This is a genomic window from Streptococcus sp. HMSC077F03 (genome assembly GCF_001812375.1).
Classification (GTDB): domain Bacteria; phylum Bacillota; class Bacilli; order Lactobacillales; family Streptococcaceae; genus Streptococcus; species Streptococcus oralis_S.
Window position 1 is genome coordinate 1 of the sequence record NZ_KV808749.1, and the last position, 14,298, is coordinate 14,298.

The 14,298-nt window shown below is 42.9% G+C and carries 12 protein-coding genes; 8 read left to right on the forward strand and 4 right to left on the reverse strand.

From position 1 onward, the window contains the following. Positions 1-42: 42 nt before the first annotated feature. Both HMPREF2853_RS00435 and rsmG read right to left on the reverse strand, forming a co-directional pair. A complete protein-coding gene (locus HMPREF2853_RS00435) occupies positions 43-1,326 on the reverse strand; it encodes a uracil-xanthine permease family protein (RefSeq protein ID WP_000808282.1) in 1,284 nt (427 codons plus the stop codon). A 418-nt stretch (positions 1,327-1,744) separates the two neighbouring features. After that, a complete protein-coding gene (gene rsmG, locus HMPREF2853_RS00440; protein WP_070534548.1) occupies positions 1,745-2,458 on the reverse strand; it encodes a 16S rRNA (guanine(527)-N(7))-methyltransferase RsmG in 714 nt (237 codons plus the stop codon). A gap of 93 nt (positions 2,459-2,551) precedes the next feature. Between rsmG and HMPREF2853_RS00445 the strand changes: the two genes are divergently transcribed. Both HMPREF2853_RS00445 and htpX read left to right on the forward strand, forming a co-directional pair. Then, a complete protein-coding gene (locus HMPREF2853_RS00445; protein ID WP_049479068.1) occupies positions 2,552-3,112 on the forward strand; it encodes a LemA family protein in 561 nt (186 codons plus the stop codon). A 1-nt stretch (position 3,113) separates the two neighbouring features. Next, entirely contained in the window at positions 3,114-4,013 is a 900-nt protein-coding gene (htpX, locus tag HMPREF2853_RS00450) for a zinc metalloprotease HtpX (RefSeq protein ID WP_070534550.1), read from the forward strand. A 46-nt stretch (positions 4,014-4,059) separates the two neighbouring features. Here htpX and HMPREF2853_RS00455 read toward each other — a convergent pair whose 3' ends face one another. Beyond that, positions 4,060-5,619, reverse strand: a complete 1,560-nt coding sequence (locus tag HMPREF2853_RS00455) for an ATP-binding cassette domain-containing protein (protein ID WP_002880424.1) — start codon at positions 5,617-5,619, stop codon at positions 4,060-4,062. 330 nt (positions 5,620-5,949) lie between these two features. Continuing rightward, complete coding sequence (locus HMPREF2853_RS00460) at positions 5,950-6,279, reverse strand: hypothetical protein (protein WP_000389546.1); 330 nt, start codon at positions 6,277-6,279, stop codon at positions 5,950-5,952. Positions 6,280-6,447: 168 nt separating this feature from the next. Here HMPREF2853_RS00460 and HMPREF2853_RS00465 point away from each other — a divergent pair, with 168 nt between their 5' ends. From HMPREF2853_RS00465 to carB, 6 genes are all read left to right on the forward strand, one after another. Then, positions 6,448-6,990 carry a YceD family protein gene (locus HMPREF2853_RS00465; protein ID WP_000773193.1) on the forward strand — a complete coding sequence of 181 codons (543 nt, stop codon included), beginning with the start codon at positions 6,448-6,450 and terminating at the stop codon, positions 6,988-6,990. Then, the gene (gene nth / locus HMPREF2853_RS00470) at positions 6,991-7,620 is read left to right on the forward strand and encodes an endonuclease III (protein ID WP_000244428.1); all 630 of its coding nucleotides are present in this window, start codon (positions 6,991-6,993) and stop codon (positions 7,618-7,620) included. Positions 7,621-7,830: 210 nt separating this feature from the next. Continuing rightward, complete coding sequence (gene pyrR, locus HMPREF2853_RS00475; protein ID WP_000850018.1) at positions 7,831-8,352, forward strand: bifunctional pyr operon transcriptional regulator/uracil phosphoribosyltransferase PyrR; 522 nt, start codon at positions 7,831-7,833, stop codon at positions 8,350-8,352. A gap of 18 nt (positions 8,353-8,370) precedes the next feature. Then, positions 8,371-9,294 carry an aspartate carbamoyltransferase catalytic subunit gene (locus HMPREF2853_RS00480; RefSeq protein WP_001293847.1) on the forward strand — a complete coding sequence of 308 codons (924 nt, stop codon included), beginning with the start codon at positions 8,371-8,373 and terminating at the stop codon, positions 9,292-9,294. 49 nt (positions 9,295-9,343) lie between these two features. Beyond that, the gene (locus HMPREF2853_RS00485) at positions 9,344-10,423 is read left to right on the forward strand and encodes a carbamoyl phosphate synthase small subunit (RefSeq protein WP_000166843.1); all 1,080 of its coding nucleotides are present in this window, start codon (positions 9,344-9,346) and stop codon (positions 10,421-10,423) included. Positions 10,424-10,873: 450 nt separating this feature from the next. Then, entirely contained in the window at positions 10,874-14,050 is a 3,177-nt protein-coding gene (carB, locus tag HMPREF2853_RS00490; RefSeq protein ID WP_001126413.1) for a carbamoyl-phosphate synthase large subunit, read from the forward strand. Positions 14,051-14,298 lie beyond the last annotated feature (248 nt).

Below are 14,298 nucleotides of genomic sequence, written 5' to 3' on the forward strand. Positions count from 1 at the left end.
CAAACCACCCGTTAGACGGGTGGTTATGATTTGTATAGATGATTAGTCTTTATTTTCGTGTGGCAAGATCAAGTTCAAGATGATTCCTGTCATGGCTGATAAAGCAGTACCTGAAAGTGTAACTGGCCCAAGTTTGAGGATGGCTCCCCCAAGTCCAAGTACTAACATGGCACTAGCAATGATGAGGTTACGCATTTGACTGAAGTCAACGCGTTCTTTAATCAAAACTTTCAAACCATTGCTGGCGATAACTCCGTAGAGAAGGATGGACATGCCACCAAGCACAGCATTTGGAATGGTTGAAATCAAGGCAGTGAACTTACCTAGGAAGCTAAGAGCAATGGCGATAAAGGCTGCGTTACGGATAACTGAGACAGAAGCGATACGAGTCATCCCGATAACCCCTGTATTTTCACCGTAAGTCGTATTGGCTGGTCCACCGAGGAAAGCAGATACAGATGTTGCAATACCGTCACCGAGAAGCGTACGGTGAAGTCCTGGTTCTTTCAGGAATTGACGGCCACAGATTTGGCTCAAAACTGTGTGGTCTCCGATGTGTTCTGAAATTGTTACAATAGCGATTGGCAAGATGGCGATTGTTTCAGGACCGAAGTACAAGTTGTACTCTTTAAAGGCACCACCTGTACTAAATGGCAAGTAGAAACCAGGAATTTCAAACCAGTTTGCTTGAAGGACTGGGGTAAAGTCAACCAAACCAAGCATCATAGCGAAGATGTACCCACCGATGATGGCAAAGAGGAAAGGAATGATACGGAGGAAACCTTTTCCTTTTGTATTGATAAAGGCGGCAATCAAGAATGTAACAACGGCTACAAGGGCGTTTTTCCAGTTTCCGTCTGCTACAAGTCCAGCATTCGTTACAGCAGAACCAGCAAGACCAAGACCGATAACGATAATCATAGGTCCGATAATGATTGGGGGCAAGAGTTTATCAATCCATTTTGTACCTGCAAAACGAACACTTGCTGCTACAAGGACATAGACCAAACCAGTCAAGATTACCCCCGTTTGAGCAGCAGATACATCGCCCCCCATTTCTTTCATGGCTAGAGACATAGCCGTGATAAAGGCGAATGAAGAACCTAGATAAACTGGAACCTTAAAGCCAGTAGAAATCATGTAGATAAGTGTTCCAATACCGGATGCAAAGAGAGCAACCGATACGGGCATTCCCAAAATTAAGGGAACGAGAATGGTTGCACCAAACATGGCAAATACGTGCTGGAAGCTTAGAAGAATACCTTTACCAGCAGAAGGACGTTGATCAACGTCTAGTAACAAGTCAACAGTTGATTCCTGTTTCATAAAAACCTCACTTTTGGGCACCAAAAAAGAGCCCATTATTTTGCAGCAATAGGCCCTCAGAGTAAGACTTTTTAAAAAATAGCTATCTTTTAAAAATTTATATAAATCTGCGCCTTCGTCACCTCACAGGATGACATTAAAAACCTTTGCTTAGGATAGTATAGCAGAAAAAATTCGTTTTGTAAACGAATTTTTCCCGAGCCCAGAAATACGAGAGCGAGGTTCGTTTTGTAAATCATTTTTTCCCGAGCCTAGAAATGGGAGATCGAGGTTGATTTTGTAAATCATTTTTTCCCGAGCCCAGAAATGTGAGAGCGAGGTTGATTTTGCAAATCATTTTTTCCCGAGCCTAGAAATGTAAGAGCGAGGCTGATTTTGTAAATTGTTTTCTGAACTTTAAACAAGGGTGCACTATTGTTTAAAGTGGGCGTTTGTTGGGCATGCCAGCCTTACGTGGATATTTATTTGGGGTTTCTTTTTTCTTTGCGACCACAGTGATGTAGCGCGGATCTCCATTTGGCAGGGCATAGCTGAGGTTGTCCTCTACCTTACTAAAGAGGAGGTTGAGGGCATTCTTGGCTTCTAGCAATTCCTCAGGAGCATTGCTGGCCTTGAGTGCCAATAGTTTGCCGCTAACTTTAAGATAGGGAATGGTCAGTTCAGACAAGATCTGCATACGGGCAACCGCACGAGCTGTCACCATATCAAACTGGGCACGGAAGTTCTTGTCTTGGGCAAAGTCTTCTGCCCGTCCATGGTAGAAGTGAACACCATCCAAATCCAACTCCTGAGCCAAAAGCTGAAGGAAGTTGATGCGCTTATTGAGCGAATCAATGATGGTCACATCAAGCTGTGGATAGAGAATTTTCATAGGCAGACTAGGAAATCCTGCCCCAGCCCCGATATCAAGAAGTTTGATAGTTTCATTTGAAATCAAACCTTGCAGAATAGGCGCAATCGAATCATAAAAATGTTTGAGATAAACTTCTTCCTTGTCTGTAATAGCGGTCAGGTTAATCTTTTCATTCCACTCGACCAAGAGCTCAAAATAGCGTTCAAATTGGTTCTTTTGCTGGTCCGAAAGTGGAAGATTTTGCTCAGCTAGTAGGCTGTAAAATGTTTCTGGTTTCATAGTAGTTTCCTTCTCTAGTATCATCTTATTTTACCATATTCGTTAAAAATTTGATATACTGGTAGTAATCTAAAAGCAGAAAGGAATAAGATTATGACTTGGATTATTCTTGGAGTTTTGGCTCTGATTGTTATTTTTGTGATTGTTAGCTATAACGGTTTGGTTAAAAATCGTATGCAGACCAAGGAGGCTTGGAGCCAGATCGATGTTCAGTTGAAGCGTCGTAATGATCTCCTCCCAAACTTGATTGAAACAGTCAAAGGCTATGCGAAATATGAAGGTTCTACCTTGGAAAAAGTGACAGAACTTCGTAGACAAGTAGCCACAGCAACTTCACCGGCAGAAGCTATGAAGGCTAGTGATGCCCTTACCCGCCAGATTTCTGGTATCTTTGCAGTAGCAGAGAATTACCCAGACTTGAAAGCTAGTGCTAATTTTATCAAATTGCAAGAAGAGTTGACCAATACAGAAAATAAAATTTCTTATTCACGCCAACTCTACAACAGTGTTGTCAGCAACTACAATGTAAAACTTGAAAGCTTCCCAAGTAACATCATCGCAGGACTATTTGGCTTTAAAGCTGCAGACTTCCTTCAAACACCTGAAGAGGAAAAGGCTGTTCCTAAAGTTGACTTTAGCGGATTAGGTGACTAAGATGTTGTTTGATCAAATTGCGAGCAATAAACGAAAAACCTGGATTTTGTTGCTGGTTTTCTTCCTACTCTTAGGCTTGGTTGGTTATGCGGTTGGCTATCTCTTCATGCGCTCAGGTCTTGGTGGCATGATTATTGCCTTGATTATTGGTCTTATCTACGCTCTGACCATGATCTTTCAATCGACAGAGATTGTCATGTCTATGAATGGGGCGCGTGAGGTTGATGAGCAAACAGCTCCAGACCTCTACCATGTAGTAGAAGATATGGCTATGGTCGCTCAGATCCCCATGCCACGTGTTTTCATCATTGAGGATTCTTCTTTAAATGCCTTTGCAACAGGTTCGAATCCGCAGAATGCAGCAGTAGCGGCTACTTCGGGTCTCCTAGCCATCATGAATCGTGAGGAGCTAGAAGCGGTCATGGGTCATGAAGTCAGTCATATCCGAAACTACGATATCCGCATTTCGACCATTGCTGTTGCTCTTGCTAGTGCTATTACCCTGCTATCTAGTATGGCTGGTCGGATGATGTGGTGGGGTGGCGCAGGTCGAAGACGGAGCGATAATGATCGTGATGGAAATGGTTTGGAGATTATCATGCTTGTTATCTCTCTCCTAGCCATTGTTCTGGCACCTCTCGCAGCAACCTTGGTACAACTAGCCATTTCCCGTCAGAGGGAATTTCTGGCGGATGCGTCCAGTGTGGAGCTGACTCGCAATCCTCAAGGGATGATCAATGCCTTGCGCAAGTTGGACAATAGCGAGCCGATGCATCACCATGTCGATGATGCCAGCAGCGCTCTGTATATCAATGATCCTAAGAAAGGTGGCGGACTTCAAAAACTCTTTTATACCCACCCACCTATCTCAGAACGAATCGAACGCTTGAAACACATGTAAAAAAAAATCCAGAGAGATTTCTCTGGATTTTTGCTATATTCAACATTTATAAATCTTGTAAATCAACAACTTCCAAACCTTCTTCTGTCAAACGATAGATACTCGTACAGACCTCTTTTAAGAAGCGTCTGTCATGCGAAACAGTGATTAGACCGCCTGGATAGGAGGCAAAGAGTTTTCTGATTTTGGGTTGAGAAGTGGGAGAAAAATTACGTGTAGGCTCATCCAGAAGGAGAAAGTTTGGTTTGCGCAACACTAAATCCAAAAGTAGGAGTTTACCTTGTTGCCCGCCAGATAGGGAGCGGATTTGATGGTGCATCTCTGGATAGTTGAAATTGAGACTGGCTAGGTGTGATTGGATTTTCTGTAGTTCCTCTTTTTCCCCAGTTTGGCTGAGATAGGCTACTGGAGATAAATCCAATTGCAGTTTTTTATGGTAATCTTGTGGCATAAAACCAAGCGATATTTCTCTTTTAGCGCTGAGCAGTTGTTGCAATTTGGTTAACAGTGTTGATTTTCCAACACCATTTGGCCCGATGATACCGATTTTATCTTGACCACGGACCGTTAGTCGTAACTCCTGAGCTAAAATGCGCTGGCCAATGGACAAATTTTCTTTTTCCAGTTGGACTAAGACTTTAGAAGTCGGTAATGGTTGGATGTCTGAAAAGAAAAGTTGGATTTGTTCCTCTTCAAGTGGTTTTTGAGTCATAGACTGAGCTACCTTTTCAAAGCGTTTTTCTTGAGAGAGAACAGTTTTCATCTTTTTAGCCAATAGGCGACCGGCAGTACTGTCTTTGGTAGCTCGAAGTGCAGTCTCTACATTTTGCTTAACTCGGCGATGTTTTTCCATGGTTTTGTCATAGGCTCTCTGGTCGTTAGCAGCTTGCTGGCTTTGTCTTGCAAAATTTGCCTTTCTCTGCTCACTATAGCGATCATAGTCTAAATGCTCGACTAGCGTTTCCGCTTCTTTCCGATGCTTGACCAGTCGCAAGTGGACAATAGTATCTGCCGTTTGAGAAAGAAAGTCTTCATCATGGGAAATGAAAATAACAGTTTGCCTAATCTTTCGAATCTGCCTTTTTAGCCAATCAACCGTCTCAAGGTCTAGGTCATTTGAAGGTTCATCTAAAAATAGAACCTCAAAAGGTCTTGCTAACTCGTGGATGAGCTGAATTTTCAAAGCTTCGCCCCCTGATAGTCTGCTAATTTCTTGGTCGCTAGCAAAACGGTCGCTATCAAAGTGCAACTCCTCCGCCAAACGATAAAGAATACTGTAGTCTAATTCAGTAGAATCCAAAAAGAAGTAGTCGTGGAGAGTCCTACTTTTCAGGATTTCAGGGAGTTTTTGAGGAATGTAGGCCAGTGATTGAAGGTCAGAATGGATGTCGCCCTTGATAGTAAAATCAGGTAATGCTTCCCCCATTAAAGCTCGTATCAAGGTTGATTTGCCATTTCCTTCTTCACCAATAATAGCAACTTTTTCCCCGTCTTGGATAGTCATGCTTAGGTCAGATACAAGATCTCGTAGATCTTTGTTTTGCGTGATAGTTAGATGATTGATTTTTATCATATTGTTGCCCTTTCTAGAATGTCGATAGTGCACAACAAAAAGCTCTACTTTATCTAGTAGAGCCCAAAGTCACTGTCAAAACTCTATTATCCTCGTTGAAAAACTCGTCAAACTAGCTTGGAGTTGCCTAACCCAACCCAAGAGGAGCATAGCTTTCTAGTTTTTCGATTTTCAATGAGGACAAGATACTAGAAAATCTAGTATAAAAAGAGCACACAAAAAGAGACAAAAACAAGATCTACTAAATAAAGATTCTTTATTTAATAGATTAGTTGTTCATGTCTCCCTTACCTCCGAGTATTAGTACCTCTATCCTATACCTTTCAGGAAATTTTGTCAATAGAAAACAAGTGATTTCAAGATCTAAAATCCAAAAACAGGTCCATAGAGAGTCAATACGTGTTTGACATGTTCGTAGTGGAACTTGTCATAGTTGCGCCAAGCAGCACGAGCTTGATCATTTAGTTTTAGGCTCCCTAGTCCAATCAGAAGACTGGTGCGTTGGTAAAATTTCTCAAGGTCGATTAAGATACTGTTGTCCAGCATTTCTGCTTTTTTTAGTTCCTTAAGCGTGGTGTTCAGCAGCTCTTGCAGTCGAAGATCATCAGCTGTTCCTTGTTTGCAGCTTTGGAAGCTTTTATTTAACTCGGAAAGGAGTTGGTAAGCTTCAGTGATGAGTGCTTTGTCTTCCATATGAGCATCCTCCTTGCTCTGATGTATTCTTGCCTATAGTATAGCACTAATAGGAAAGTTTGTCATAGTAAATATGTTAAAAAATGAGATTTTAATATCAAAGTTTGGGAGGCTGACTTATAGCCTTTTCATGGTATAATCAAGTGAGTACATCTTTATGGAGGAAATATGAAGTTAAATATTCAAGAAATTCGTAAGCAACCTGAAGGCCTGCATTTTGAACAAGCTTTAGACCTGGCAGCAGACTTGCGTAAACGGAACCAAGAGATTTTAGATGTCAAAGATATCCTTGCAGTGGGGAAGGTACAGTACGAAGACCGTCTGTATTTCTTAGACTATCAGTTGTCATATACCATTGTCCTTGCTTCCAGCCGCAGTATGGAGCCAGTTGAGTTGGCTGAATCTTATCCAGTCACAGAAGTTTTCATGGAAGGAGCGACCAACCAACTAGACCAGGAAGTTCTAGATGATGATTTGGTCTTGCCTATCGAAAATGGGGAAATCGACCTTTCTGAGAGCGTAGCAGATAATATTCTGCTCAATATCCCTATCAAGGTCTTGACGGCAGAAGAAGAGGCGGGCCAAGGTTTTGTGTCAGGAAATGACTGGCAAATCATGACTGAAGACGAATATCAAGCTCAACAAACAGTCAAGAAAGAAGAAAACAGTCCATTTGCTGGCTTGCAAGGACTGTTTGATGGAGACGAGTAGATGGTTTTATCCAAGAAACGTGCCCGTCATGTCATAGAGGAAATTATTGCCCTTTTTCCAGATGCTAAGCCTAGTCTTGATTTTCGCAATCATTTTGAACTACTGGTTGCAGTGATGTTGTCAGCTCAGACGACAGATGCAGCGGTAAATAAGGCGACGCCAGGTCTCTTTGCTGCTTTTCCAACGCCGCAAGCCATGTCTGTCGCGACAGAGAGTGAAATTGCTTCACACATTTCTCGCCTGGGACTGTATCGAAATAAGGCCATATTCCTTAAAAAATGTGCCCAACAGTTACTAGACGATTTTGATGGTCAAGTCCCTCAGACTCGAGAGGAATTAGAAAGTCTAGCGGGTGTTGGACGTAAAACAGCAAATGTCGTACTGAGTGTGGGCTTTGGGATCCCAGCCTTTGCAGTGGATACTCATGTGGAGCGTATCTGTAAGCATCACGATATCGTTAAAAAATCAGCTACGCCACTTGAAGTAGAAAAACGTGTTATGGATGTCTTGCCACCAGAAGAATGGTTAGCAGCTCACCAGGCTATGATTTACTTTGGACGAGCTATCTGCCATCCTAAAAATCCAGAATGTGACCACTATCCCCAATTATATGATTTTAGCAATGTTTAAGGGGACTCTGAAAAAGTTTTTGCTTGATTTTAAGGGTGCTTTGTGCTATAGTAAATGGTAACTAAATAGTCCTTTAAACCTGTCCCGTGAGGCAGGCAAGGAGCGCGATAAAGTAGAAGGGTGAAGTCTATACTGTATACAGTAGGGCTCGCTTGGCTATACATTTCAAGTCTCCTTGTAGAAGGAGACTTTTCTTTTTGGAGGTTTGTCATGAAGACAAAAGAAGTTGTAGACGAATTGACTGTCAAACGAGCGATCACGCGAATTACTTATGAGATTATTGAGCGCAATAAAGATTTGAATAAAATTATCCTAGCGGGGATAAAAACGCGTGGTGTTTTCATCGCTCATCGTATCAAAGAACGCTTGGAGCAGTTGGAAAATATCACTGTTCCTGTTGTGGAATTGGACACCAAGCCTTTCCGTGATGATGTTAAAAGCGGAGAAGATACTTCTTTGATTTCTGTTGATGTGACTGACCGTGAGGTTATCTTGGTGGATGATGTACTCTATACAGGCCGTACCATCCGTGCTGCGATCGATAACATTGTCGGCCATGGTCGTCCTGCGCGCGTGAGTCTTGCGGTGCTAGTTGACCGTGGACATAGAGAATTGCCTATCCGTCCAGATTACGTTGGAAAAAATATCCCAACCAGTCGTTCTGAAGAAATCATCGTAGAGATGACAGAACTTGATGGCCAAGACAGAGTTCTGATTACTGAAGAAGCTTAGAAAGCTGAAGGAGTAGCCATGTCAGAAAATCAACAAGCATTGAACCATGTGGTTTCCATGGAAGACCTCACGGTTGATCAAGTGATGAAATTGATCAAACGAGGAATCGAGTTTAAAAACGGAGCCCAACTCCCCTACGAGGACAAACCTATCGTATCGAATCTCTTCTTTGAAGATTCTACACGGACACATAAGTCCTTTGAAGTGGCAGAGATTAAGCTAGGGCTCGAGCGACTGGACTTTGATGTGAAGACTAGCTCAGTCAATAAGGGTGAGACATTGTATGATACCATCTTGACACTATCTGCTCTAGGAGTGGATGTCTGTGTGATTCGCCACCCAGAGGTTGACTATTACAGAGAGTTGATTGCGAGTCCATCGATTACGACCTCCATTATCAATGGTGGGGATGGTTCGGGACAACATCCTAGCCAGAGCTTGCTTGATTTGATGACTATTTATGAGGAATTTTGCCATTTTGAGGGTCTCAAGGTTGCTATTGCAGGTGACTTGGACCACTCACGTGTTGCCAAATCCAATATGCAGATTTTGAAACGCTTGGGAGCTGAACTGTTCTTTGCAGGGCCTGAGGAATGGAGAAGTCAAGAGTTTGCGGACTATGGACAGTTTGTAACTATTGATGAGATTGTTGATCAGGTGGATGTTTTGATGTTACTCCGCGTTCAACATGAACGCCATGATAGTGGAGCAGTCTTTTCAAAAGAAGACTACCATGCTCAACACGGTTTGAACCAAGAACGCTATAATCGCTTAAAAGAAACAGCAATCATTATGCATCCTGCTCCAGTGAATCGAGATGTGGAAATTGCTGACCACTTGGTTGAAGCTCCGAAATCACGCATTGTCCAACAAATGACCAACGGTGTCTTTGTTCGAATGGCAATCTTAGAATCCGTATTGGCGAGTAGAAACGCCAACTAAAACACAAGACGTTAAAAGACGCCAGTGAGCGTCCACGAGAGGTGAAAATATGACAAAAAGACTTCTAGTATTAGAAGATGGCACAGTTTTTGAAGGCAAGGCCTTCGGCGCAGATATTGATGTAACAGGCGAAATCGTCTTTAACACAGGGATGACCGGCTATCAAGAATCCATTACAGACCAGTCTTATAATGGACAAATCTTGACCTTTACTTATCCTTTGGTGGGAAATTATGGAATTAACCGTGATGATTATGAATCCATCATTCCAACTTGTAAGGGAGTTGTCGTTTTCGAAGAGGCGCGTCGAGCTAGCAACTGGCGGAATCAAATGACCTTGGATGAATTTTTGAAAGCTAAGAAAATTCCAGGTATTTCAGGGATTGATACGCGTGCACTTACCAAGATTATCCGTAAGCATGGTACCATGCGTGCAACCTTGACCCACGTTGGGGACAGCATGGACCATGTGACGGATCAGCTCCAAGCAACAGTCTTGCCGACAGACAATATCAAACAAGTTTCCACTAAAACTTCCTATCCAGCTCCTGGAGTTGGTTTGAGTGTGGTCTTAGTAGACTTTGGGCTCAAGCACTCCATCTTACGTGAACTTTCTAAGCGTAACTGTAACGTGACGGTTGTTCCGTATTCAACGACGGCAGAAGAAATTCTCCACCTAAATCCTGATGGAGTTATGTTGTCAAATGGTCCAGGTAACCCAGAAGACGTTCCAGAAGCACTGGACATGATTCGTGGTATTCAAGGGAAAATTCCAATCTTCGGAATTTGTATGGGACACCAACTTTTTGCCATGGCAAACGGAGCTAAGACCTACAAGATGAAATTTGGTCATCGTGGATTTAACCACGCGGTACGTGAGATTGCTACAGGCCGTGTAGACTTTACTAGCCAAAACCATGGTTATGCAGTCAGCCGTGAGGACTTGCCAGAGCATTTGATCATCACCCACGAAGAAATCAATGACAAGTCAGTTGAAGGTGTACGTCACAGATACCAACCAGGTTTTTCTGTTCAATTCCACCCAGATGCAGCCCCTGGTCCACACGACGCTAGCTACCTCTTTGATGAATTTATCGAGATGATGGAAGCTTTTAAACAATCAAACTAAGAACGAGTAAAAGCTCATCGGAGAATTTATGTAACTGAACACGGACGGAAAGCTCGGAATTTAGAGAAACCAACTTGGATTGTCAATCTTTCCTTGGTTTCCTAAAATTCAATCGCTCTCAATTCGCCCTTTGTATCTTTATTTAATGTCGCTCTGTGAGGCGACGAATAGAAAGGCAGGTCGTTTCTTTTAGTCGCTATCATGCGAACTAAAAACTCCCTGCACTAGATTTTTTATCGAAAAAATATCGTTTCTCTAAAAAATCGTCGTTGAATTTATTTAATGTCGCTCTGTGAGGCGACGAATAGAAAGGAGAAGGGTGGTCCGTATTTGCTGAACTGAATACGGGCTACGGACGGTGCTAAAAAGATAGTTATTCCTAGAACTGATAGTTCTTCGTCATAACTCCTATTTTAGCTTTGTCCGCTTGACGCCCTTAATATCTTATAAATGCCTAAACGTACTGATATTCAAAAAATTATGGTGATTGGTTCTGGTCCGATTATTATTGGTCAGGCTGCTGAGTTTGACTACGCTGGGACCCAGGCCTGCTTGTCTTTGAAAGAGGAAGGTTATGAGGTTGTCTTGGTGAACTCAAATCCTGCCACCATCATGACGGATAAGGAGATTGCGGACAAGGTCTACATCGAACCGATTACACTTGAGTTTGTGACACGTATTCTCCGTAAGGAACGTCCTGATGCTTTGCTTCCAACTCTTGGAGGTCAGACAGGACTCAATATGGCCATGGAATTGTCTAAAAACGGTATTCTAGATGAATTGGGAGTAGAGCTTCTAGGTACTAAATTATCTGCCATCGACCAAGCGGAGGACCGTGACCTCTTTAAACAATTGATGGAAGAGCTTGAGCAGCCGATCCCTGAATCTGAAATTGTCAACACAGTGGAAGAAGCTGTTGCCTTTGCGGCATCAATCGGGTACCCTGTTATCGTTCGTCCAGCCTTTACCCTTGGTGGTACTGGTGGTGGTATGTGTGCCAACGAAGAAGAATTACGTGAAATCGCTGAAAATGGGTTGAAACTGTCACCTGTTACCCAATGTTTGATTGAACGTTCAATCGCAGGTTTCAAGGAAATCGAGTACGAAGTCATGCGCGATTCAGCTGACAATGCCCTCGTTGTTTGTAACATGGAAAACTTTGACCCAGTTGGGATTCATACAGGGGATTCTATCGTATTTGCTCCTGCACAAACCATGTCAGACTATGAAAACCAAATGCTACGTGACGCGAGCTTGAGCATTATCCGCGCACTCAAGATTGAAGGTGGGTGTAACGTTCAGCTGGCCCTTGATCCGCATAGCTTCAAGTACTATGTTATCGAAGTAAACCCTCGTGTATCGCGTTCGTCAGCCCTTGCTTCTAAGGCGACGGGTTATCCGATTGCCAAATTGGCTGCTAAGATTGCCGTCGGTTTGACATTGGATGAGGTTATCAACCCAGTTACAGGTTCAACCTATGCCATGTTTGAGCCAGCCCTTGACTACGTGGTTGCGAAAATTCCACGTTTCCCATTTGACAAGTTTGAAAAAGGTGAGCGTCGTCTTGGAACTCAGATGAAAGCGACTGGGGAAGTCATGGCTATTGGTCGTAACATTGAGGAGTCACTTCTCAAGGCATGTCGCTCTCTTGAAATTGGAGTTCACCACAATGAAATGCCTGAACTTGCATCTGTTTCTGATGATGCCTTGATTGAAAAGGTTGTCAAGGCCCAAGATGACCGTCTCTTCTACGTATCAGAAGCTATTCGCCGTGGTTACACGCCAGAAGAAATCGCTGAGCTTACGAAGATTGATATCTTCTATCTAGATAAACTCTTACACATCTTTGAAATTGAGCAAGAATTGGGTGCCCATCCACAAGATCTAGACGTTTTGAAAACTGCCAAACTTAATGGATTTTCAGACCGTAAGATTGCTGAACTCTGGAATACTACAGCTGACCAAGTTCGCCAGCTTCGTTTGGAAAACAAGATTGTCCCAGTCTACAAGATGGTCGATACTTGTGCGGCGGAGTTTGACTCTGAAACACCATATTTCTATTCAACCTATGGTTGGGAAAATGAATCTATCAAATCTGACAAGGAATCCGTTCTAGTCCTAGGTTCAGGTCCAATCCGTATCGGACAAGGGGTTGAGTTTGACTACGCAACCGTTCACTCTGTTAAGGCGATTCAGGCTGCTGGTTATGAAGCTATCATCATGAACTCAAATCCAGAGACCGTTTCAACAGACTTCTCGGTATCAGACAAACTTTACTTTGAGCCATTAACTTTTGAAGATGTTATGAATGTCATTGATTTGGAGCAACCAAAAGGCGTTATCGTTCAGTTCGGTGGTCAAACAGCTATCAACCTTGCAGAGCCCTTGGCAAAAGCAGGTGTGACCATTCTTGGTACCCAAGTAGCTGACCTAGACCGTGCCGAAGACCGTGACCTCTTTGAGCAAGCCCTTAAAGACTTGGATATTCCACAGCCACTAGGACAAACAGCAACTAATGAAGAAGAAGCGGTGCTTGCTGCTCGCAAGATTGGTTTCCCAGTCCTCGTTCGTCCATCTTATGTCTTGGGTGGACGTGCTATGGAAATCGTCGAAAACGAAGAAGACCTTCGTTCTTACATGCGTACCGCTGTTAAGGCCAGTCCAGACCACCCAGTCCTTGTTGACTCTTACATCGTTGGGCAAGAGTGTGAAGTGGATGCCATCTCAGACGGAGAAAATGTCCTCATCCCTGGTATCATGGAGCATATCGAACGTGCCGGTGTCCACTCAGGTGACTCAATGGCCGTTTACCCACCACAAACCTTGTCTCAAAAGGTGCAGGAAACCATCGCAGACTATACTAAACGCCTAGCAATCGGCCTTAACTGTCTTGGGATGATGAACATTCAGTTTGTCATCAAGGATGAGAAAGTCTATGTTATTGAGGTAAATCCACGTGCCAGCCGTACGGTTCCATTCCTTTCTAAGGTAACCAATATTCCTATGGCTCAGGTAGCGACCAAGCTCATTCTTGGGCAAAGTCTTGAAGAACTTGGCTACCAAGATGGACTTTATCCAGAAAGCACTCGCGTTCATATCAAGGCGCCAGTCTTCTCCTTTACCAAGCTAGCTAAGGTAGACAGCTTGTTAGGTCCTGAAATGAAGTCAACAGGGGAAGTTATGGGTTCTGATACTACTTTGGAAAAAGCTCTCTATAAGGCTTTTGAAGCTTCTTACCTGCACTTGCCAACCTTTGGAAATGTTGTCTTTACCATCGCTGATGATGCCAAAGATGAAGCCTTGGACTTGGCTCGTCGTTTCCAAAATATTGGCTACGGTATCCTTGCAACAGAAGGGACAGCTGCTTTCTTTGCTAGTCATGGACTTCAAGCCCAACCTGTTGGTAAGATTGGTGATGATGATCAGGATATTCCAAGCTTTGTTCGTAAAGGGAAAATCCAAGCGATCATCAATACTGTCGGAACCAAACGAACTGCTGATGAAGATGGTGAACAAATCCGCCGTTCAGCTATCGAACATGGTGTACCACTCTTTACAGCCCTAGATACAGCTAATGCCATGCTTAAGGTACTTGAAAGCCGTAGCTTCGTTACAGAAGCAATTTAGTTTCTTGTTAAATGATCTAAGTAGCTTTTATCCAGCGTCAAAAGACGCTGGTTTTTCCTCTTTTATAGAGAAATCGAGTTAGAAATAATAGTTACAGTTCACTATTAAATGTCAAAGTTTATCAATAGATTTATCATTATCGTTAATGAGTAGACTTATTCTGACTTTCCCTAAAATTTTGTTGAATTTTCTTAAGTTTTTATCATATTTTTTATAATTAAGGTGCCTTAAGAAAAATAATGAAAAAA